This window comes from Pseudomonas sp. RT6P73 (assembly GCF_054897715.1).
This window is the reverse complement of the sequence record NZ_JBUBUV010000002.1, coordinates 1,564,876-1,585,548: the sequence shown is the minus strand read 5'-3', so window position 1 is coordinate 1,585,548 and position 20,673 is coordinate 1,564,876. Positions and strand designations below refer to the sequence as shown.

18 protein-coding genes and 1 other RNA gene are annotated in these 20,673 nt (G+C 51.8%); 7 read left to right on the top strand and 12 right to left on the bottom strand.

The features are described from left to right. Positions 1-172 precede the first annotated feature (172 nt). The 6 genes from ACYZT6_RS07745 (at position 173) to ACYZT6_RS07720 (ending at position 2,942) form a co-directional block, all read left to right on the top strand. Positions 173-331, top strand: coding sequence for a hypothetical protein (locus ACYZT6_RS07745; protein ID WP_462026370.1), 159 nt, complete (start codon positions 173-175; stop codon positions 329-331). A gap of 65 nt (positions 332-396) precedes the next feature. Next, positions 397-819: a hypothetical protein gene (locus ACYZT6_RS07740; RefSeq protein ID WP_462026369.1), complete on the top strand. Its 423-nt coding sequence runs from the start codon at positions 397-399 to the stop codon at positions 817-819. A 169-nt stretch (positions 820-988) separates the two neighbouring features. Then, positions 989-1,192 carry a hypothetical protein gene (locus tag ACYZT6_RS07735; RefSeq protein WP_462026368.1) on the top strand — a complete coding sequence of 68 codons (204 nt, stop codon included), beginning with the start codon at positions 989-991 and terminating at the stop codon, positions 1,190-1,192. After that, entirely contained in the window at positions 1,189-1,407 is a 219-nt protein-coding gene (locus tag ACYZT6_RS07730) for a hypothetical protein (RefSeq protein WP_462026367.1), read from the top strand. Before ACYZT6_RS07735 ends, ACYZT6_RS07730 begins: the two co-directional genes overlap by 4 nt. Further along, complete coding sequence (locus ACYZT6_RS07725) at positions 1,400-1,888, top strand: hypothetical protein (RefSeq protein WP_462026366.1); 489 nt, start codon at positions 1,400-1,402, stop codon at positions 1,886-1,888. Before ACYZT6_RS07730 ends, ACYZT6_RS07725 begins: the two co-directional genes overlap by 8 nt. A gap of 412 nt (positions 1,889-2,300) precedes the next feature. Next, positions 2,301-2,942 (top strand): replication/maintenance protein RepL, encoded by a 642-nt coding sequence (locus tag ACYZT6_RS07720; RefSeq protein ID WP_462026365.1) that lies wholly within the window; start codon positions 2,301-2,303, stop codon positions 2,940-2,942. 918 nt (positions 2,943-3,860) lie between these two features. Here the strand turns inward: ACYZT6_RS07720 and ACYZT6_RS07715 are convergent. Beyond that, positions 3,861-4,271: a hypothetical protein gene (locus tag ACYZT6_RS07715; RefSeq protein ID WP_462026364.1), complete on the bottom strand. Its 411-nt coding sequence runs from the start codon at positions 4,269-4,271 to the stop codon at positions 3,861-3,863. A gap of 418 nt (positions 4,272-4,689) precedes the next feature. On the opposite strand from ACYZT6_RS07715, the gene ACYZT6_RS07710 reads away from it, so the two are divergent. After that, a complete protein-coding gene (locus ACYZT6_RS07710) occupies positions 4,690-5,331 on the top strand; it encodes a recombinase family protein (protein WP_462026363.1) in 642 nt (213 codons plus the stop codon). Positions 5,332-5,633: 302 nt separating this feature from the next. On the opposite strand, the gene ACYZT6_RS07705 is transcribed toward ACYZT6_RS07710, so the two are convergent. From ACYZT6_RS07705 to ACYZT6_RS07655, 11 genes are all read right to left on the bottom strand, one after another. Beyond that, positions 5,634-7,364 (bottom strand): reverse transcriptase domain-containing protein, encoded by a 1,731-nt coding sequence (locus ACYZT6_RS07705; RefSeq protein ID WP_462026362.1) that lies wholly within the window; start codon positions 7,362-7,364, stop codon positions 5,634-5,636. A gap of 381 nt (positions 7,365-7,745) precedes the next feature. Further along, positions 7,746-8,093: a hypothetical protein gene (locus ACYZT6_RS07700; protein WP_462026361.1), complete on the bottom strand. Its 348-nt coding sequence runs from the start codon at positions 8,091-8,093 to the stop codon at positions 7,746-7,748. Between the two features lie 2 nt (positions 8,094-8,095). Further along, on the bottom strand, positions 8,096-8,500 hold the full coding sequence (locus tag ACYZT6_RS07695) for a hypothetical protein (protein WP_122674653.1): 405 nt from the start codon (positions 8,498-8,500) through the stop codon (positions 8,096-8,098). Between the two features lie 11 nt (positions 8,501-8,511). Beyond that, positions 8,512-9,927, bottom strand: a complete 1,416-nt coding sequence (locus tag ACYZT6_RS07690) for a hypothetical protein (protein ID WP_462026360.1) — start codon at positions 9,925-9,927, stop codon at positions 8,512-8,514. Next, positions 9,896-10,699 carry a hypothetical protein gene (locus ACYZT6_RS07685; protein ID WP_462026359.1) on the bottom strand — a complete coding sequence of 268 codons (804 nt, stop codon included), beginning with the start codon at positions 10,697-10,699 and terminating at the stop codon, positions 9,896-9,898. The genes ACYZT6_RS07690 and ACYZT6_RS07685 overlap by 32 nt, the downstream gene beginning before the upstream one ends. Positions 10,700-10,996: 297 nt before the next feature. After that, an RNA gene (gene ffs, locus ACYZT6_RS07680) (signal recognition particle sRNA small type) lies at positions 10,997-11,093 on the bottom strand. A 297-nt stretch (positions 11,094-11,390) separates the two neighbouring features. After that, positions 11,391-12,557 (bottom strand): zinc-binding metallopeptidase family protein, encoded by a 1,167-nt coding sequence (locus ACYZT6_RS07675; protein WP_462026358.1) that lies wholly within the window; start codon positions 12,555-12,557, stop codon positions 11,391-11,393. A 244-nt stretch (positions 12,558-12,801) separates the two neighbouring features. Next, positions 12,802-15,159 carry an NAD-dependent DNA ligase LigA gene (gene ligA / locus ACYZT6_RS07670; protein WP_462026357.1) on the bottom strand — a complete coding sequence of 786 codons (2,358 nt, stop codon included), beginning with the start codon at positions 15,157-15,159 and terminating at the stop codon, positions 12,802-12,804. Between the two features lie 176 nt (positions 15,160-15,335). Then, on the bottom strand, positions 15,336-16,190 hold the full coding sequence (zipA, locus tag ACYZT6_RS07665) for a cell division protein ZipA (protein WP_462026356.1): 855 nt from the start codon (positions 16,188-16,190) through the stop codon (positions 15,336-15,338). 225 nt (positions 16,191-16,415) lie between these two features. Next, complete coding sequence (gene smc / locus ACYZT6_RS07660) at positions 16,416-19,904, bottom strand: chromosome segregation protein SMC (protein ID WP_462026355.1); 3,489 nt, start codon at positions 19,902-19,904, stop codon at positions 16,416-16,418. Between the two features lie 2 nt (positions 19,905-19,906). Next, a complete protein-coding gene (locus tag ACYZT6_RS07655) occupies positions 19,907-20,566 on the bottom strand; it encodes a GntR family transcriptional regulator (RefSeq protein WP_461957980.1) in 660 nt (219 codons plus the stop codon). Positions 20,567-20,673 lie beyond the last annotated feature (107 nt).

The following is a 20,673-nucleotide window of genomic DNA, read 5'->3' as shown; positions in this document are numbered from 1 at the left end:
CAAACAAATGCCGAAACAAACTTTGGAGACAATCACATATCAAGATGATACCCATCAAGCTTATGGCCAGCTTCGAACACTATGCACTATTTATGAAAGCTGCTGCTGATCGTGGCGTAACAGTAGATCGATACCTGCATGATCGTATCGCTCAAACTTTGGAGTGTTCGCAATGAAGGTCTTTCTGAATGAACAGGCTGTATTCCAACTGGAAGAACTTATGCGTCGTGCGGGCCATACAAATTATCAACACTGCCTACAGGTTTTGATTAGCACGACCAGCAACAACATCCGGCGCAGTGACGCGAAGAAAAAAGCAACAAACATCTAACACCCATTAATCCTAAATACTTTCACCAAAGTCAGAGGATACAACCATACAATAAAGGAAAACCAATGAGTAACTTCATAGTCGTACATAAACCTTCACAACTCATTCGGAGGGTGATAACCAGCCCAACACCACCAGCTACAGATAATGACCATAGTTTCATTGAAGCCTCAATCATTGTACTCAATCACTATTACAAACTTCACAAGAAGGCTCTGGTTAAAGGTGTGCAGGTGAGTGCTGGTGAACTGATGGATAGTTGTTCAAGCTTCATGGAGCGAATCAGCGCTGGTCGTGCTGGTAAAGTCCAGCTTGTTACCACGCGCATTCGTAAAGAGTGTGTACCCGTACCACCATCACCAGATGATCGTGAGACAACCATTCGTGATTGGATACATCAAAATCCTAACGCCGGCGTACATGATCTATCTGACTTGTTTCTTACTGGTACTGTGGTTGCGTCAGCATACCTAAACAAGTATCGATAGCACCTCCTGTAGTGCGTTAATACCCCCTCAATAAACCGCCACCCTGGGCTACCCCCTAGGTTGCCACTTTTGCACGTCTGCGCGCCTTGATTTATGTAGGTTGAAATTGCGATTTTGACCATACCGCAGCTTAGTTAAACACCAACAAACCACCAAAGGAAAACAACACATGAATACCGTGAAAGAACTCACAACACCAATGCTTGAGCGTCACCTAGCAGTGATTCAAACCAAGCATTACATTCATTTGCAACAGTCAGCAATTGCTACTGGTGACAAAGTTGAATATCGCAGAACCACCGATATTATCGACCATTTGACAACTGAGTACGGTGTATCTGCATTGCATCAAGCTCAGGATGAATTGCTATGAGTGCCAGTCTTGACTACTTCAGTCGTGGACTCACAAGGGCATTTGAACGACGCAAGATGCAACAACAAACAAACCAACATGCACAGACTGTACAGAAGGTTGATAGTGATGCAATCAGCACCACCACATCAATCAGTGATGAACAATACAAACAAACCATAGTAAACAAAATGATAGCCCTCATCCACAAGCAAAGGAACCAGCACAATGACTAACAAAACAAATGAACGTATCACCATCTCAGGTACAGCGCCTAAGTATGATGAACAAGAGCTAAAGCAACACCAAGCAGAACGTCATGCTGAATACCACACCAGTCGTGAAAGTCACACACATGTATTCGGTGAGCTTCCATATGACTTCTTAACCAAAGTTATCGAACTTTCTAATCATGGTTATGAACTAAGCAATAAGTTCCCAATCACCTTTGCACAAATGTCATACCATGCGTTCATGCGAAAACCGGAAAACGTAATCCAAGCTGATTTGGAAGTCATCGACGCTCAAACTAAACAGTCATATGTAGCATGGTTGGAATCTGAAAGAGAAAGCTTCAAGCAGAAGCTTACTGAACAGTTATTGCAGGCTGCTGCCTTGAAAGAGAAAAAGAAAGAGCAAGATAGGGAAGCCAAACTCTTGCGTGAGATTCAAGCAGAAGTGGATGCGACATTTGCGGACCTTGTGATCCCGGATTGATTACAGGGTAAACGTGATCCAGTGGCCGACGGCGACTACACCAGCGGCGGCGACACCATCCTGTGAATCTCCATAGCGCGTTTTGAGACCTTTCCTCATGCAACCGATCCAACGATGGCCCGGCAGATTACCCAATCTGTACGGGGCTTTTGGGTTGCTGAGATTTGCCACTGATGGCAAAAATCAAAAAAATTAATTCTAGAGAAGTCTTGCTTGTCAAGCTTTTTCTTGACGAGTGGTCGTTTTTCCTGTATAACCCTTGGCTCAATCAGAACGCGCAACACCTCGATGTGATCATTAGTCGATCCCGGCTCAGTGCATCATGTGGAATTTTTACGCGTGCGATTCACCCACACCAACTGGCAATACCCGAGGTAACGCCTATTGAAATGAACTGAACAGGAGAACCACTATGAGCAATACGCTACTACTCGCAACAACTCTTATCCACATCGATGGACTGGTGATCAATCGTGACACTGGCGAAATCTACGGCTATGACAACAAGTCTTCTGCATACGCTGGACGAATTGACTACCAGCACGAGCTTAACGCCTGCCGTAGTGTTGATGACCTGAGCGCGCTCCTGAAGCTTGTAGACCGCCGCAAGCTGCCACCACATACGCTGCATTGCCTTACCGACGCCCAGGATCATGCCCACGGTGAATGGCGACGAACAGGGACGGATTGTCGTATCACGATTCCCATGACGCGCATTTTGACGAAACTTCATGATCTGGTTCTGTACCGTAACGTGATCATCATGACTCAAGTTGACTTGGCGAAATCGCTTGGAACGGTAGAGTCAAATCTGATGAAAAAGCTGAAGCCCCTGATTGATAGCAATATGGTGCGCGTCTCCACATCTCGTACAGGCACAGGCGATATCCGCAGTGGTGAGATCAAGCTGACGATCAACCCTCGACTGATTTTTCGGGGAGGCGATTTCAGGCAGAAGCAGTACATAAAGCATTGGTATTACTCCGCTGGATACCTGCATACGGGCGCTCTTCGCCCTTTCAGTGTGGACGAATGTCTCGCCATAGCCGCGTAGCTTCACGTAACTTTTTTTAAAAAATTACGCAAGAAATGCCCTGCAAGTCTTTAAATTCAAGGGGGTCGAGAAAGTCCTATTATATATAGAGAGTGAAGCTCGACGTGCACTGCACGGACGGGTGAACCTCTTGTCCAAAGCGTAAGCTTTGAATAGGATATTCTCCGGTATTTACCGGAGGCAAAGTGTTACTGAGACAGGAAAGAAGAGAGGGGATAAAACCCCTCAAAACAAAAAGCATGATCTTGAAGAACAACTATTCTGTCGTACCGACAGAGAATATATTCTGAGTAAACTCAGGAGAAGATCAACAGCGGGTGGGCTTCGCTACTCCACCTCTTTAAAAGCATTCGCATTCGCTCACTGCTATCATCTCTTTGTATGTAGAGTTAATAACTTCTAAAGAATACTACTGATTGACAATCAGGTGTCAAGCCTCCTGTGTGTCACACACAGAAATACAACTGGTGATCATTCAGGAAGAGGAACCAAACACCAGACATCCCCTTCCACCGTTGACGGCGAATCCAGCAACTTCAACCATCTCATCAAACCCTTGATACCTAACCAGTGTCAGGTTTTTTTGTAGCTGAGATATTTACAACTTAAACATTCGTACAACACACAGTTGTCACTGGTATCAAACAGGTGGTCGTTATCAGGAATTGTATCAGGCCATCACTACTCACATTCAGTTCCGATTGGAAGACCAACATGGTCGCAAACACTGATTTTCTATGGACTCAGTGAACTATTGGTTTAAACACTGTTGCAGCTTTATCTGCAATATCGTTTGGGTTGAATGCAATTTGGTGGAAATCAGAAAAATAACCCAGAGTCAGTCGACGCCGGTTGATCATCCATCACAAACCATTGCACAACCGCCATTGCAATGTCGTCACAGGTTGTTGAACGTTGTTACACCTTATTAGGGCGAAACCCTCGATACACCCAGCGAAGTATTAAGCCAGCTCCGTATACCGCTAGACAGCAGCCCAACCAAATCGCAAATAACAGCGCAACCTGCTCGGCCTGTTTCCACGGTAAGTTCGCCAACTCATTTTTGTAGCCATCCTCGGCGTGTCGAATGGCAGACTTCACCTCGTCCACAGTGCGAAGGTGGTCTGTTCGTGCTGAATAAAGTATTCCCGGAACGGCATCATTGTTGGGGTGTTGTAAATCTTTGATCTTGGCCTGATAGCTCACCATCAATTGATCGTGGTAGTCCTGAACATCATCTGCCCTACTGATCCTGTCCACGCCGAATGCAATGACAACGACTGCCAGAGTCCCGCTGCCCAGCACCCACAACCGTTGCCAACCATTCATCCCGTTTTCCTTGTCGTGCAGTTCAAACCATTATCCATGATGGCACACGGTTGACCTGGAGCGAACGTACTATGGCTAGCTGACGTTAAATGAGGTTCACCACAAACCGGCGGTGCTTACCGCTACAGGGCGTTAGCGTTAACCATAACTGGTTTGTCGATCTCACCACAGATGCCACCACACCATCATTCAGTGCATCTCAGCAACAGTTGCACATTCACAACAGATTCCCTCGGCGCCAGCAAGTCATGTCGAAGCAAACCACTGTGTCATTACGGGTGTACATCAGGCACCACAGCATAGCTGTACATAAAATATCCAAAACAACCCCTAAAAGAAGGTGAATACTGTTGTTGACACACCCTGCGTGACACAGCAAAATGTGACACATCCTAAATGATACACAGGGGGCTTCAACATGTTTCTCCGTGCATACCTTCGGGCATCAACCTCTGGGCAAGATGCCAGCCGTGCCAAAGCAGCCCTTGTATCGTTCGCTGCTGACAATGGTCATAAAATTGCAGCCTTCTACATAGAGAACGAATCAGGCACGAAGCTGGAACGTCCTGAGTTGTTCCGTCTGTTGGAAGACAGTCATGAAGGCGACGTGCTGCTGATTGAACAAGTCGACAGACTCTCCCGCTTGTCTCCTGATGACTGGGCAACACTGAAAGCTAAGATCGCAGCCAAGAAAGTGACAGTGGTATCCCTCGATCTGAGCACCAGTCACGCAGCATTGAAACCAACCGAAGGTATGAACGACTTCACGAAGGGAATGATTGCAGCGGTCAATGGTATGTTGCTCGACATGCTGGCTGTAGTCGCCCGTAAGGACTATGAAGACCGTCGTCGTCGTCAGGCTGAAGGTATCGAGAAGGCGAAGCAGGAAGGTACGTACAAAGGTCGTCAGGTGGACACAGAACTGCGTAACCGCATCACAACACTGCTGAATGACGGCAAGAGTATTCGTACAGTTGCTGGCCTGCTGGAATGCAGCACAACCACAGTCCAAAAGGTGAAAGCTTTTCTCGCTCACAGGAACAACTACAAAGCCGGGTGAGGCAATGCATTCCCACTCGGTTAAAGCCTTCCATACGCAATCCTACGCAGTCTCAGGGGGATTCTGATAAAGCTGGACGGGGTAACCTTCCCTGAAACGGTTATCGGTTAAACCCAGGTCCTCAATATCTAGATGAACAGGGATTTTCATCAACTGAACATACGTATTCGGCTGGAAATCGAAACTCCAAAATAGGGGGATTGGAATTTCAGGTAAAAGCGGTGGCATTGATACAAATACAGCACCACCTTTCATTGATTTTGTCACTCGACTCAATGACTTTCGACTTCTACTATTTTGTACTAAGCCATTACGAGCGTTGATTGAAATTCTTTGAGAACTTTAACGACTTCGGAAGCGCACACGAATTCGTTGGTCCCTTCCGGGTCTCCAGCAGCACCGCGCCTAACCACACCAACAACATGTTGATTGGAATTGATTAATGGCCCTCCGCTATTTCCGCTATAGAGTACCTTGTCAACACTGCCGCACTCAATGGTAGACCTGACATACTTGTTGTCGACCGCAGCCCAGAACCGACATACATCAGTAGACCCAACTTTTAAGTTGGGGAAGCCTAATACGGAAACTTTGTCTTCTATTGCGACTTGCAAAGTTTCTTCCAGCCGGAAAAACTCAAATTTTTCATCCGGCTGATCTATGGATACAATAGCCAAATCACGATGCTTGTCAAAGAACAACGCCTTTGCTGCATATTTTTTTGCCCTGTCATTTACTCGGTAAACTATACAGTCATCAAACCAAACTTCGTCACAATTATGCGTATTGCCATATTCGACATCCGAGTCGATATCTAAATTCAACTTGTAGTTGAACGCATGCGCGCACGTGATCATTATATTGTTTTCAAGCATGAATCCTGTTGCTTGAGTTGACCACTTTTCATTTTCAATAACCCAGCAACGGCGTATATTTAGTTGGTTATGCTTCATTCCGGCATCTTCATAGACTTCTATCAACTTTGCCAGAGGAACTTTATATGGGGTTTCAAGTTGATTGAATCGCATTGCAAGTCGTCGATAAACGGGAGAATCTACACCTTTAACTTGATGGATAAATAACAGTCGACCAAAAACGTGCGCAGATAACTCAGTAGATGCCTCAGGCGACTTCGCTTTATGGATTAGATTTGCATTATCTACGCCAAGAATCGAAAGCGAATGAATCATGGCTGAAGTTGTACGTATGTATCGTCGATCAGTATTTACTTTCTGATTAACGACCAAACCAGTAACTACCTGTTTTTCGTCTCGTCGCTGAAGCCTGACTTTTTTAGGGTTTATGGTAAACCCTTTTTTTGAAATAATCTCGCTGAGCACGGTGCCAACTGATACTACGTGATGTGTTTTACCACCATCATTATCACCTAGCACTACAATATCTTCTGGCAAATATTGCATAGGAACATAAAAAGAAAAAGTAATATCATCTGCATATCTTGTGTAACTAGCTTTGTGCCTCTTGGCAAGAGTGCGCAACTGCGTATCTAGAGACGCGCAAATCATATTAGATATAACAGGCGAGCAGGGTGATCCTTGCGGAAGCTTTCCATCAACAGTTGCCAAGTGCGCAATAACTGTCGCAGTTTCCGGCGTTAAATTATAAGGTTGACTTATAAGCATGGCTCGCACGCGAGCAAAGGTTATAGAAGGAAAAAAATCCTTCAAATCTATATTGAATACGAAATTCTTGCGCGTATGAAAAGATGCATTGCGAACAATTGATGACTTGCTTAAAAACGCAGTAGCGCGGGGATTGGGCTTGTAGAGAAACGAAAGTTGGCGGGCCAGCCTTTTTTGAAGAACTTTTAATTGATTATCGGGTGCCAAAATCTGTCGTTTACCACCGCCTTTTTTAGGAATGGCGAACGCACTATAATGACCTACGACGCTTCTAGTGTAGTATAAATACTTAATCTTCGGATAGGTCGTACCAAGAATATTGGCCAGATCATCTACATCAGAGTCGCTAGTCAGTCTCAAACTCTCGTCGACTAAAGAGCCCTCGTCCATATTTCACCCTATTCACTTTGAGTTATCCATTCAGCGAACCATTAGCAGAACACTGAGCAGTTGCTTGTAGCATTGTTCCTTATGGTCGCATTTAATTCAACCAAGTTTAATCCCGGACGAGGGCAATCAGACGTTAGCATGAAAGCTTCAGCAAATCTAGAACTACAGAACTACCGGTAGAAAAGATTTCACTCTCGCAGAAGTCGCCACGTCGCTCCAGCGATCAGGAGCACGATGGCGTTGCTCCACCTAAGATGTTCCGGAACGACAGTGGGCCGAGACTACAGAGCACAACCCAGCCTTGAGACCCTACAACAGCTAGCACAGAGGCGACTGAACCATTTCTATATAATATATTGCTCGGTAGTCCGCCGCTGGGTTCTAGCTTGTAAACCAAACATTCTCCCTCCCGTTGTACCCATAATATTTATCTTTGAAAGCTGCAATACCTGCAACATATTGAGAAAGCATCAAGACAACATCACTATTCTGAGGAATATCATCCTCATCAAATAAATCTAGAAAATCCATTGACGCTTCTCCGACCAAAACCTCGCGCACGCGCTCAAGAAGCCTATTAACAATTTTCACCTTCCCTTTACTGAGAGCCGCCTCAGGCTTTTTCTTACTCAACTCCTTAAACTCTTCGTACATTGATTGCAACAGCGGCTTGGTAACTTCGTACAGTTCCGCCTGCTGAATTCTGATCGTCAACTCACCTTTTTTCATAATCAATCCTTAAGGTTTTTTGGTTTTACGGTGCGAATCCATATATGGCCTTTCTCATCACCTACTTCCCCTGGAGCCGCTTCCAGTCGCCAACTCCATCCACCATTGCGGAGAGCGACATTGTCTGCACGCAGCTTTTCAAAACATTGGATATATTGAGCGAGAATAAAAACCACATCACTATTCTGGGGAATGTCATCCACATCAAAGACTTCAAAATCTAGAAACGGTCTATACCTATCAGTTAAAAACACGTTACTTTCTGCTAACAATGAATTAACAAACTTCAATTTAAATTTATTCAGAGCATCGTTTGGACTCTTCTTTGAAAGAACGGACAACTCCTCATACGTACTGATTAATTGACCAGAGAGCTTTTCAAATACATCCACGTCTTTTCTATTCATAAATACTCACTTCAAGATGGGCATGCACGTCGAAATTCGATATATTTTTTCTTCAAAACATCTAGGGGGCTACGCTGCTTACTTTCGTACAGTGCAACCATTAAAGTTAGGTCGGCGTCAGTAACGGCGATAATGCACTTTCTCTGCGCTGACCATAAATCGATGGTATTTTGAAACATTACTTTGGGGAGATCATTCCTAGTTAAAAACACACCGAAAGACCCAAAGCCTCCTTGCAAATATCGATTCAGCTGGTTTATATGATCACGTTCTATTTTCGCAACGTTTTTCATTTCAAATACCAATTGCCTACTACCGAACTCCGAAAAAACCTCGTCTAAAAAATCCACATCTCTATTATTATAGAATACCAAGTCCCTCACATGTCTGCCGGACTCAGTTCTGCTTTGCTCTACCGCAAAATCCAGATTAGGGTAAAACAATGAGGCGAGGAGCTCAGAGCAGAGTTTTTCGTACCTCCAATCAGCACCATCCTCCTTACCTGATTTTAGTTTAAGTATTTCGTCTAGTTTCCTTTTTGCTGACAATACAGGTATCTGGCTAAACAAAGGATCATTAACACAGTCCGCTGACTGCCTAACTCTATTTGCTACGTAATCTTCGACCACACCATAATTGTCTCGATTGTAATTTAAAACCTGAACACGCTCGACAGCTTCGCCCGGATTAAAAATTTCATCACGAGGGCAATATGACTGGAAATAATTATCGTAATTTATCCACGGCGAAAAGCGAAGCCACCTCTTCGGAGTAAATATTATTGGCTCTTTTGTCTCAGGATTGACAGGCAAATAAACTTTTTGATTAACCAAGAGCTTATTCTCTCTGTAACCGTATATCGAATCAAGAACCACCCCCTCCAAAGGTATACCATGAACTTCACACTGAGACACCGTGTAATCAATTAGAAACGACTTGATGAAATTACAAGCTATATCACTCACCCGATCTTTTGAAACGCCACTCACATACAACTGAATAACTTCAAAATGCGTAAAACCAAACTTACTATAGCTTTCAATTCGTGAAAATAAATTAAGTACCTCTTGAGCATAGCTTCTACCCAAACGTACCCCGCGCCTATTTTTTGAAACTCCCAATCCAACCTCAGGACACTCTGAGATGTTAATTAACAGCTCTAAAGCTTCTGTTTCCTTGCCTTTCTTCAAAAGGAAGTTTAGGTGATTAAATGAGTTTACAATGGTTGTATGTAGTGATTGATCCTGCAGCGAAGGAGACTTCCACAGCAAAAACGGATCAATATAGAGAGGAATATCTTCATCAAAAAACTGAATAGCAAAATCTAATTCGGACTGCCCCTTGTAAATTCCATGATAATCCGTCAAACGTGGCCTCAACATAAACACCCCGAGCTCATTCCAACCTATACTTCCTAAAGGCAACATACTTCGTAAATCCAAACTTTATGTATGGCTTCCCATTACTCGCTTGAAACGCAACACCCACCACAATAAAATCAGCGCCTTGCAACTCATCAACATCCTTCAATCGAAAATCCTCAATGAGCTGATCTTCCAGCTCATCATCATCAATCAAAATACTTGGCTCACTTTTATAGTTACCACAGTTCAGCCAAAGAACTCCATTCTGTCGATTGACATTATTTATTCTTCCCCAAAATATTTTTGGCTCACCTAGAGGTGCGACTGATATATTGCTCTGTGAAATTATATGATCTACAAGCAGCCCCTCAAGGACAACCCTCCCGCCATCCGCAACCATTCTTACAAGTTTATCAGAGCTTGGGAAATCGGGGTCACGACCAAGGCTTGTCAGTATTTGTCGAAGTGACTTGTTTTCTGGGTAATCACCAACGCTTGAATACTTTCTAGTAACACCCCAATTAGATTCTTTCTTCGATTTTGACTGAGGCACAGCGACATCAATGGTTTGCTTACGCTGCTTATCTAAATCTATATTAATTGCAGATAAAGCACCTGGAGATGCAACACCATCATCATCTGGAATTAGGGTTATCTTATTACCACACCCATCGATATGGTGGGCTGCGAAGCAGGGCGCCCGATAATACTTTTCAGTCGTAAATCCTTTAACAAACCACGATTTTTCTTGGCAAATATCGCACGCAATATTGCCCCGATAAAGCTCAGGATTTTGTTGATACAACAGAACGGTACATTCCGTTTGATCTGGCACGTAACAAACGTATTCCACTTAGCCATCCCCGCCAAATGACGCCAGAGGCGTTCAAATTGTTACTTAAGCGGGATATGCAAATCCCTGCATAGCGCAAGGTTAACAGCTACACAGTGAAAGCGATATGCCATCGCCAGCGACGGTAGGAGGAATCTTCGATGAAAGGATAGGGTTAGTCTGAGTCGTGGGTTAGCATGTTCAGAGGTGCACCACTTAGGTGTACTTAAACGCTGTTCCACTTCAAGATTTTTTGCTGATAAATCCTTGTAAAATCAAGGACTTAGAGATAGGAGGCAACCCCACCAGCCACACCCCGGCACACAATGTTCCCGCTGTGGCTGCTTCCTTCCGGATCTGACCAGGTTCACGGGTAATCGTTGCGGGGGGACCGATGGGGTCACCATAACGACGCTCACCTGACGGCGAGCCGCGCCATTGTACCTATCTGAGACGAAGTTACAACCGTTCGATCCAGATTAAAAATATGAATCAGGTCAAGGACATGCACAGGACGCGAAACTCCACTGTCCGTAGCAGCTGTCGAGCCTGCGAGGCTGCGTTCGGCTGCGCAGCAGTCGTAAAATCAGGCAGCGCGGTTTTGCAGGTAAACCGCGAACACCGGATTTGCGACTGCTGCGCAGCCGAACGCAGCCTCGCAGGCTCGACAGCTGCTACAAATGGACGTGGGCGGCTACAGGTCTTGAAGCACCTCATCCGCCCTGCCGCCCTCTTGCTGGATCACCAGGTGGATGAAGTGCAGCTTGGCAATCACTGCCGGCGGCAGGACGAACGGGTAGAAATCCGGCTGGCCCATGCTGCGTGACAGTTCATTGAGCATGCCGGCCAGTTCGATCCATGCGTTGACGAACGACAGGAACGCCGCGCCGCCGGGATGCTGTGGATCGTAGAGCGTCTCAGACGGAAACGGCTGGTAGTCGAAATCCATCTCCCTCGCGCTCATGCCAAACCCCAGTGCCGTGTCCACCGCGTCCATCATGTGCAGGTAATGCGCCCAGGTTTCCGCCCAGTCTTCCCAAGGATGCATGGTGGCGTAGGCGCTGACGCACTGTTGCTGCCAGTCGAGCGGCGCACCTTGCTGGTAATGGCGCTCCATAGCGTCGGCGTAGCTGACACGCTCATCGCCGAACAGGCTGCGGAACGGTTCCAACCAGTGACTATTGGCGATCAACCGGTCCCAGTAGTAATGCCCGACCTCATGCCGAAAATGCCCGAGCAGCGTGCGATAAGGCTCGTGCATTTGCACCCGGACCTTTTCGCGGTGAGCGTCGTCGGCCTCCTTGATATCGAGGGTGATCAGACCGTTGGCGTGCCCCGTGGTCGGCGGCTTGCCTTCAAGGTCGACTCCAATGAAGTCGAAGGCCAGGCCGGCCTGTTCGTCGACGGTTTTGGGAATCACCTGCAAACCCAGGCTGATCAGCTGTGCGACCAGACGACGCTTGGCGGTTTCGACCTTGCGCCAGCGGTCATGGTTTTCGGCAATCGACAGGTCCGGGATGGTGCGATTCAGGCTACAGGCGATGCACAACGCATCGTGGTCATTGGCCGGCAGCAGCCAATTGCACGCAGCGGGAGAGTCGAGGTTGGCGCAGCGCCGGAACAGACCGGCTTCGGGATCGGCGTCGAGCAGCCAGGTGTCCGCCTGCATGCCTGGCTGCAGCGAGGACAGGCGGCTCTGCTCCGGCTGATAACCCAGCGCTGCCGAACAGGTCAGGCACTGGCTGTTGCGAAAGAACAGCGACTGCCCGCAGCGGCAATGCCAGACCTTGCTGTTGCGCGAACTTTCGCCCACGAAGGGCGCGGCGATGCGTGAGCTGAGCTGTTCGAAGAAACGGTACATGGCGATCTCTCCCTGGGGCTTGCCAAGACTAGATCATTCCCCAGCGAAGATCGTTCCCACGAGAACACCTGTGTGCATTGCTTTTGTGGCGAGGGGGCTTGCCCCCGTTGGCGGCGAAGCCGCCCCAAAATCGCTGGCGCGGCATGCCTGAAAGAATGACGTTTGCGGTTTTGGGGGCCGCTGCGCGACCCAACGGGGGCAAGCCCCCTCACCACAGAAGAGCTTCTTGGACACAGAATTAGTGTCAGACCGAGATGCCGTGTTTTTTCAGGAAATCGACGAACGCTTCTTCATCGAGAACCTTCAGCCCTAACTCATTAGCCTTGGCCAGCTTCGAACCTGCACCCGGCCCAGCCACCACGCAATGGGTCTTGGCCGATACCGAACCCGCCACCTTGGCACCGAGGCTTTCGAGTTTGTCCTTGGCGATATCGCGGCTCATCAATTCCAGCGAACCGGTCAGCACCCAGGTCTGGCCAGCCAGAGGCAGGCCTTCGACGACTTTCTTCTCGCTCTGCCAATGCATGCCGAAATCGCACAGCTGCTTCTCGGCGGCCTCAGCAATCTGGCGATTTTCTGCCACTGCAAAAAACTCGCGAACCGAATTGGCCTGTTTCTCCGGCAATGCTTGACGCATGTCCAGCCAGTCTGCTTCGAACACCCCTTCCAGCGAACCAAACTTGTCCGCCAACTTCTGCGCCCCGCCCGGCCCGACTGAAGGAATGTGCAGCTTGTCGAGGAAACCGCCCAGCGTGGTGCTGGCGGCGAACTCGGCCCCCAGCTCGCCCTGATCCTGAATCTGCAAACCGTGCTTGAGCAGATCCGCAATCACCTGTTGGTTATGCGCATCTTCAAAGAAGCTGTGAATCTCGTGAGCCACTTCCAGGCCGACATCCGGCAAGTATGTCAGCACTTGCGGCAACGCCTGCTGAACCCGCTCCAGCGAGCCGAGAGAACGAGCCAGCACCTTGGCCGTCTCTTCGCCGACATCTGGAATCCCAAGGGCGTAGACGAACCGCGCAAGACTCGGCCGCTTGCTGTCTTCAATGGCGCCGAGCAGGTTCTTGCTCGACAACTCGGCAAAGCCTTCCAGATCGACGATTTGCTCGAACGTCAGGGCGTACAGATCGGCCGGCGAATTCACCAGCCCTTCGTCCACCAACTGCTCGACGCTCTTCTCGCCCAGGCCTTCAATGTCCATCGCGCGGCGGGAGACGAAGTGGATGATCGCCTGCTTGAGTTGCGCACCGCAGGCCAGTCGACCGACGCAGCGATACACCGCGCCTTCGCTGACCGTCTCGCGACCCTTGCTGCGTTTGACCAGCTGCGTGCGCTCGACATGCGAGCCGCAGACCGGGCACTTCTCGGGAATCTGCACCGCACGCGCGTCGTCCGGACGGCGCTCCATGACCACCTGCACCACTTGCGGAATCACGTCACCTGCGCGGCGAATGATCACGGTGTCGCCGATCATCAAGCCCAGACGCGCCACTTCGTCCATGTTGTGCAACGTCGCATTGGCCACGGTGACGCCGGCAACCTTGACCGGTTTCAAGCGCGCCACGGGCGTCACGGCACCTGTACGGCCGACCTGGAATTCCACGTCGAACAGTTCGGTGAGTTCTTCCATGGCCGGGAATTTGTGGGCAATCGCCCAGCGCGGTTCGCGAGCACGGAAACCCAGTTCACGCTGGGACGCGATGCTGTTGACCTTGAACACCACGCCATCGATTTCATAGGCCAGACCGTTGCGGCGCTCACCGATGTCGCGGTAGTAATCCAGGCATTCATCAATGCCGTGCGCCAGTTTCAGCTCGCGACTGATCGGCATGCCCCACGCCTGGAGCTGCTTGAGATTACCGATGTGGGTGTCGGCAATATCCGCCGAAATCTGGCCGATGCCGTAGCAGCAGAATTCCAGCGGACGGTTGGCGGTGATCTTCGAATCGAGCTGGCGCAAGCTACCGGCCGCCGCGTTACGCGGGTTGGCGAAGGTCTTGCCGCCGACCTCCAGTTGCGTGGCGTTCAGGCGTTCGAAACCGGCCTTGGACATGAACACTTCGCCGCGCACTTCCAGGGTCGCCGGCCAGCCGCTGCCTTGCAGCTTGAGCGGGATATTGCGCACGGTGCGTACGTTGACGCTGATGTCTTCGCCGGTGGTGCCGTCGCCGCGCGTTGCGCCGCGTACCAATACGCCGTCCTGATAAAGCAGGCTGACCGCCAGGCCATCAAGCTTCGGTTCGCAGCTGTATTCCACCGCCGCGCCGCCGCCAAACAAGTCGCCGGCCGGCAGGTCGAGGCCTTCAGTCACCCGCCGATCGAACTCGCGCATGTCGGTTTCTTCGAAGGCGTTGCCGAGGCTGAGCATCGGCACTTCATGACGCACCTGAGTGAACGCCGACAGCGCCGCGCTGCCGACACGCTGGGTCGGCGAGTCGCTGGTGATCAGCTCCGGATTGGCCGCTTCGAGGGCCTTGAGCTCGTGGAACAACCGATCGTATTCGACGTCCGGAATGCTCGGCTCATCCAGCACGTGATAGCGGTAGTTGTGCTGATCCAGCTCAGCGCGCAGCTCTAGAATGCGGGTTTTGGCGGCGGTCATGGGTGTTCTCTCATAAAGCAAAAGAGCAGCCGAGGCTGCTCAATCTGTAAGTACGACGTAGATTCATTGTAGGAGCCAGGCTTGCCGGCGAAGGCGTATTTAAGATCGCCTTCGCCGGCAAGCCTGGCTCCTACAGGGGCGGGAGTCGCGTCAAGATCCCCCACTGGTCGCCAATATCAGCGCTTCTGGGTCAGGGCGCGACGTTCGAATTCAACGATGCGCTGACGGTAGTGTTCAATCGTCTGGGCGGTCAACACGCTGCGCTGGTCGTCTTTCAGTTCGCCGTTCAGCTCTTGGGACAGTTTGCGCGCTGCGGCCACCATCACGTCGAACGCTTGCTTCGGATGACGCGGGCCTGGCAGGCCGAGGAAGAAGCTCACCGCTGGCGTGCTGAAGTGGTCGATGTCGTCCAGATCGAAGATGCCCGGCTTGACCGCATTGGCCATGGAGAACAGGACTTCACCGTTGCCAGCCATGCTTTCGTGGCGATGGAAAATATCCATCTCGCCGAAGCGCAGACCGCTTTCCAGAATGTTCTGCAACAACGCCGGGCCTTTGAAGCCGGCCGCGTCGCGGCAGATCACGCTGATCACCAGCACTTCTTCGGCTTGTGGTTGTTCCTTGTCGTTGACCGAAGGCGAAGCCTTGGTGTCATCCGGGAAATCGTCGTCGCGACTGCTGAAGCTCGGGCCGCCGTCGAGGTCCAGGCTGAGGTTCATGTCGCCCTGGGACGGTTCGCCGTGGCCACGCTTGCCGCGCTTGGAACCCGATTCACGCGGTTCACGGGCAGGCATGCTCACCGACGGCAGATCGTGCTCGTCCAGTTGCGGTTCTTTATGATTATCCAGCACGCGGGGCGGGCCCAGCAGCTCGGCGCTGGTGTCCTCGTCCGGCAGGTTGGACAAATTTCGGTCAAGACGGAATTTCAGTTTTCCCTTGCCGCCGCGCATGCGACGCCAGCCATCGAAAAGAATACCGGCAATGACAATAATGCCGATGACGATCAGCCACTCGCGCAGACCGATTTCCATGTAATCCCGTGCCTCTATAAAAAATGCTGAAAAATAAGGGGTTTACAACTCGCAAACCGCTTTAAAACGTGGCGCCAACTCTATGTTCTGACAGGCGTTTTGCCCACGTATACGAAAAATTGACATTAAACTAGCACGACCAAAGGCTTCGCAGCTACAAGCTTTAAGCTCCAAGCTGCAAGCCGCGTCACTTGCAGCTTGAAACTTGTGGCTCGCAGCTGGCCGCTAGGCCTCGACCATTGCCATCGCCTCCTCGACATCCACTGCCACCAGACGCGAGCAACCCGGTTCGTGCATCGTCACACCCATCAGTTGATCAGCCATTTCCATGGCGATCTTGTTGTGGGTGATATAGATGAACTGCACCGTCTGCGACATCTCTTTGACCAGCCGTGCGTAGCGTCCAACGTTAGCGTCATCCAATGGCGCATCAACTTCATCGAGCATGCAAAACGGCGCTGGATTCAACTTGAAGATGGCAAACACCAAGGCCAGTGCGGTCAGGGCTTTTTCGCCACCGGAGAGCAAATGGATGGTGCTGTTCTTCTTTCCTGGCGGCTGCGCCATGATCGTTACCCCTGTATCGAGTAGATCTTCGCCCGTCAGTTCCAAATACGCGCGTCCTCCGCCGAAAACTTTTGGGAATAACGCCTGTAAACCGCCATTGATCTGATCAAAGGTATCTTTGAAACGGTTTCGGGTTTCCTTGTCGATTTTGCGAATCACGTTTTCAAGCGTGTCCAGCGCTTCCACCAGATCGTCGTTCTGCGCATCCAGATAACGTTTACGCTCGGATTGTTGCGTGTATTCGTCGATGGCCGCCAGGTTGATCGCACCGAGGCGCTGAATGCGCGCGGCAATGCGTTCGAGTTCTTCTTCGGCATCCTTCTCGCTGGCCTCAGCGGTCAGCGTGGCGAGCACGCCGTGCAGGTCGTAGCCGTCTTCCAGCAACTGATCTTCAAGGGTCTTGCGGCGCACGGTCAGGGCTTGCCATTCCATGCGCTGGGTTTCCATCTGCCCGCGAATCAACTGCGATTGCTGCTCGGCCTGGTTGCGACGTTTTTCCGCATCACGCAATTCACGGTCAGCGTCTTCCAGAGCGATCTGCGCCGTCTTGAGTTCTTCGTCGACGGTCATGCGTTTGTCGAGCAACTCTTCGAGTTTCAGGCGCAATTCTTCCAGCGGTGCTTCGCCCTCCTCCAGATTGAGGCTCAGCTGTTCGCGTTTCTCGGTCAGGCGCTCGGACTGCATCTCCAGTCGTTCCAGCGCCTGCCGCGTGGAGTCGTGTTGCGCTTTGAGCGAGCCCAGACGCACGGCCAATTGATGCGCGTGATCCTTGTGTTGCCGGGCTTCCTGGCGCACCCGATCAAGTCGCTCGCGCAGGCTGTCGCGCTGGGCCAGCAGCAACTCGCGTTGCTCGGTGTCCAGCGCCATGGCATCGAGGGCTTCCTGCAATTGCAGGCGCGCTTCGCCGATGTTTTCGTGCTCCAGCGTACGCTGCTCGGCCAGCTCGGTGAGCTCTTCATCGAGCCGCGTCCGGCGCAATGTCAGTTGTTCAACCTTGGCTTTGCCGGCAGACAACTGGGCTTTCAATTCGCCTTGCTGACGCGCTTCGTCTTGCAGCAAACGACGCAAGTGTTCGCGACCGTTTTCCTGCTGACGCTGCTGCGCCCGGAGATTCTGAAGTTGGGTTTCCAGGGTTTCGACCGTGGCCTCGCGCTCTTCGCGCTCGATGCTCAGACGCTGGATTTCCTGACCGCGGGCGAGCACGCCGCTCTCTGCTTCACTGGCCCGACGGACACGTAGAAAGTGTCGACCCACCCAATAGCCGTCGCGGCTGATCAAGCTCTGGCCGGCGGTCAGCTGGCTGCGCAGGGCCAAGGCCTGTTCGAGGTTCTCAACTGGCTTGACCTGCCCCAACCAGGGCGACAGATCGATCTGCGCTTCGACTTTATCGAGCAGGCTGCCGGGCACGCGCACGCCATCGCTCGCCGGGCTGAGCAAACGCAAATCGCCCTGGGCAAAACCGGCCAGGTCGAAATCGCCGAAGTCATCCACCAGCACCGCTTGTAGATCAGCGCCGAGTACGGTTTCCACCGCCAGCTCCCAACCCGCTTCAACCTTCAGGCCTTCGGCCAGACGCGGGCGATCCGCCAAGTGCTGTTCGCGCAGCCATTCAGCGGTGCCGGTGCCTGGATCGAGCGCGGCTTGCTGCAAAGCTTCAAGAGAGGCGAGACGACCATTGAGGCGCTGCAAATCGCCCTGGGCCTGCTGCTGATTTTGCAGGGCCAGCTGCAATTCCTGACGCAGTTGCTCAAGGCGTTCGACCTGGGCTTCTTCGCTGGCCTGCAGATCTTCTAGGGTCGCTTCGCTCGCGGCCAGTTGCTCGCTGAGCTCCATGATCGCTGCATCTTCCGGGTCCGCCGACAGCAAGGCGCGCTCTTCACCGAGACGTTTCTGACGGTCGGCCAAACGCTCCATGCTGGTTTCGAGTTGCTGAATGCGTGACTGCTGAACTTCGGACTGGCGACGCGGCTCGGCGGCCGTGAGATTGAACGTGTCCCACTGCTCCTGCCAGGCATGCATGGTGGTTTCGGATTCTTCCAGCGCGGCGGCGGCTTCTTCGGCGGCGGCGCTGGTGACTTCCTGCTCCGGCGTGAGCAAGTCGAGCTCTTCGCCGAGGGTCAGCAGCAACGTGCGGTCGTGGCCCAGGTGCGATTCGGTTTCCAGACGCGCGCGCTCGGCTTCTTTTAGATCATCCTGCAACTGGCGCAAGCGCTGCTGACCGTGCTGGATGCTCTGCTCGACCCGGGCGATGTCGCCGCCGACCGAATAGAAGCGTCCCTGCACCAGATTGAAGCGCTCTGACAGGTCATGGTGCCCGTCACGGAAGCGTTCGATGCTCGCGTCGGCGTTACGTTGCTCGGCGACCAAGGCTTCGAAGGTGACTTCCTGATTACCGATGATCGCTTCGCGCTGCCCGACCTGTTCGTTCAACGCCTGCCAGCGCAGGGCCGACAGCTGGGCCTTGAGCTGACGCTCTTCGCCTTTGTATTCCTGATACTTTTTGGCAGCCTCGGCCTGGCGGTGCAAACGTTCCAGCTGACGCTCGAGCTCGTCGCGCAGGTCGGTCAGGCGGGCCAGGTTTTCGTGGGTGCGGCGAATGCGGTTTTCGGTCTCGCGCCGACGCTCCTTGTACTTGGAGATGCCGGCCGCTTCTTCGATAAAGTTGCGCAAGTCTTCGGGCTTGGACTCGATCAGCTTGGAGATCATCCCCTGCTCGATGATCGAATAGCTGCGCGGGCCCAGGCCGGTACCCAGAAAAATGTCGGTGATATCACGACGACGGCATTTGGTGCCGTTGAGGTAGTAGGTGGTCTGGCTGTCGCGAGTCACTTTGCGGCGAATGGAAATTTCCGCGTAGGCGGCGTATTCGCCGAGCAGGGTGCCGTCGGAGTTATCGAACACCAACTCGATACTGGCCTGGCTCACTGGCTTACGGCTGGTGGAGCCGTTGAAGATGACGTCGGTCATCGACTCGCCGCGCAGGTTCTTGGCCGAACTTTCGCCCATCACCCAGCGAACGGCGTCGATGATGTTCGACTTGCCGCAGCCATTGGGCCCGACCACCGCCGCCATGTTGCTGGGGAAGTTCACCGTGGTCGGGTCGACGAAGGATTTGAATCCTGCCAGTTTTATGCACTTGAGCCGCACGCTTAAGCGTCCGTCAGGGCAGAAACCACCAGATCGCAGCTGCGCTGGGCATAGGCCGTCAGCACTTCGCGGATCTGCGGAAAGTCACGGGCCAGCACGGCGGCGAGCAAACGTTCGAACAATTCGAGGAACTCGCTCATCGACGCCTTGCGCTGATCCAGGGCGAGGAAATACGCACGGCTCATGGCCGGCTGCAAGTTCTCGACGGTTTCCTGCAAGTACGGATTGTTGGCGAACGGATACGCGGCGCGCATCACGTTGAAGCTGTCATCGACGAAGGTGCGGATGTCCTGACGCTCGTAGCTGGCGGCCAGGCGCTGCTGAATCTGCACGAACGGCGCCATATCGGCCTGGACTTGCCAGCCTTTGGCGACGGCATTGCCGAGCAGAATGTACAGCTCGCTCATCAGCGTGCACAGGCTCTGCACCTTGTGGGCGGTGAGCTCGGTCACGTGGGCACCGCGTCGCGGCAGGATCGCGATCAGGTGGCGGCGCTCGAGGATCAGCAAGGCCTCACGGACCGAACCGCGGCTGACATTGAGGGCCAGCGTGACCTTCTGTTCCTGGATGCGCTCCCCGGGCTTCATTTCGCCACGAATGATGCGTTCGGCGAGGTGGTGAGCGATTTGCTCGGCGAGGCTGTCCGGCGCCTTGAACGTCATGGTTGTCCTTCAAACTCTTCGATCTGCACAAGCGGCGCAGTGTAGCGCACATGAAGGGTCATGGCGGAGTGCCCACTCAGCGGTTTTTGGCACGAATCAAGCAAAAA

Excerpts from the sequence above, each read along its gene's own strand:
- ACYZT6_RS07745 (WP_462026370.1), top strand. The coding sequence starts at position 173 with ATGAAGGTCTTTCTGAATGAACAGGCTGTATTCCAACTGGAAGAACTT.
- ACYZT6_RS07740 (WP_462026369.1), top strand. The coding sequence starts at position 397 with ATGAGTAACTTCATAGTCGTACATAAACCTTCACAACTCATTCGGAGG.
- ACYZT6_RS07735 (WP_462026368.1), top strand. The coding sequence starts at position 989 with ATGAATACCGTGAAAGAACTCACAACACCAATGCTTGAGCGTCACCTA.
- ACYZT6_RS07730 (WP_462026367.1), top strand. The coding sequence starts at position 1,189 with ATGAGTGCCAGTCTTGACTACTTCAGTCGTGGACTCACAAGGGCATTT.
- ACYZT6_RS07725 (WP_462026366.1), top strand. The coding sequence starts at position 1,400 with ATGACTAACAAAACAAATGAACGTATCACCATCTCAGGTACAGCGCCT.
- ACYZT6_RS07720 (WP_462026365.1), top strand. The coding sequence starts at position 2,301 with ATGAGCAATACGCTACTACTCGCAACAACTCTTATCCACATCGATGGA.
- ACYZT6_RS07715 (WP_462026364.1), bottom strand. The coding sequence starts at position 4,271 with ATGAATGGTTGGCAACGGTTGTGGGTGCTGGGCAGCGGGACTCTGGCA.
- ACYZT6_RS07710 (WP_462026363.1), top strand. The coding sequence starts at position 4,690 with ATGTTTCTCCGTGCATACCTTCGGGCATCAACCTCTGGGCAAGATGCC.
- ACYZT6_RS07705 (WP_462026362.1), bottom strand. The coding sequence starts at position 7,364 with ATGGACGAGGGCTCTTTAGTCGACGAGAGTTTGAGACTGACTAGCGAC.
- ACYZT6_RS07700 (WP_462026361.1), bottom strand. The coding sequence starts at position 8,093 with ATGAAAAAAGGTGAGTTGACGATCAGAATTCAGCAGGCGGAACTGTAC.
- ACYZT6_RS07695 (WP_122674653.1), bottom strand. The coding sequence starts at position 8,500 with ATGAATAGAAAAGACGTGGATGTATTTGAAAAGCTCTCTGGTCAATTA.
- ACYZT6_RS07690 (WP_462026360.1), bottom strand. The coding sequence starts at position 9,927 with ATGTTGCCTTTAGGAAGTATAGGTTGGAATGAGCTCGGGGTGTTTATG.
- ACYZT6_RS07675 (WP_462026358.1), bottom strand. The coding sequence starts at position 12,557 with ATGTACCGTTTCTTCGAACAGCTCAGCTCACGCATCGCCGCGCCCTTC.
- ligA (WP_462026357.1), bottom strand. The coding sequence starts at position 15,159 with ATGACCGCCGCCAAAACCCGCATTCTAGAGCTGCGCGCTGAGCTGGAT.
- zipA (WP_462026356.1), bottom strand. The coding sequence starts at position 16,190 with ATGGAAATCGGTCTGCGCGAGTGGCTGATCGTCATCGGCATTATTGTC.
- ACYZT6_RS07655 (WP_461957980.1), bottom strand. The coding sequence starts at position 20,566 with ATGACGTTCAAGGCGCCGGACAGCCTCGCCGAGCAAATCGCTCACCAC.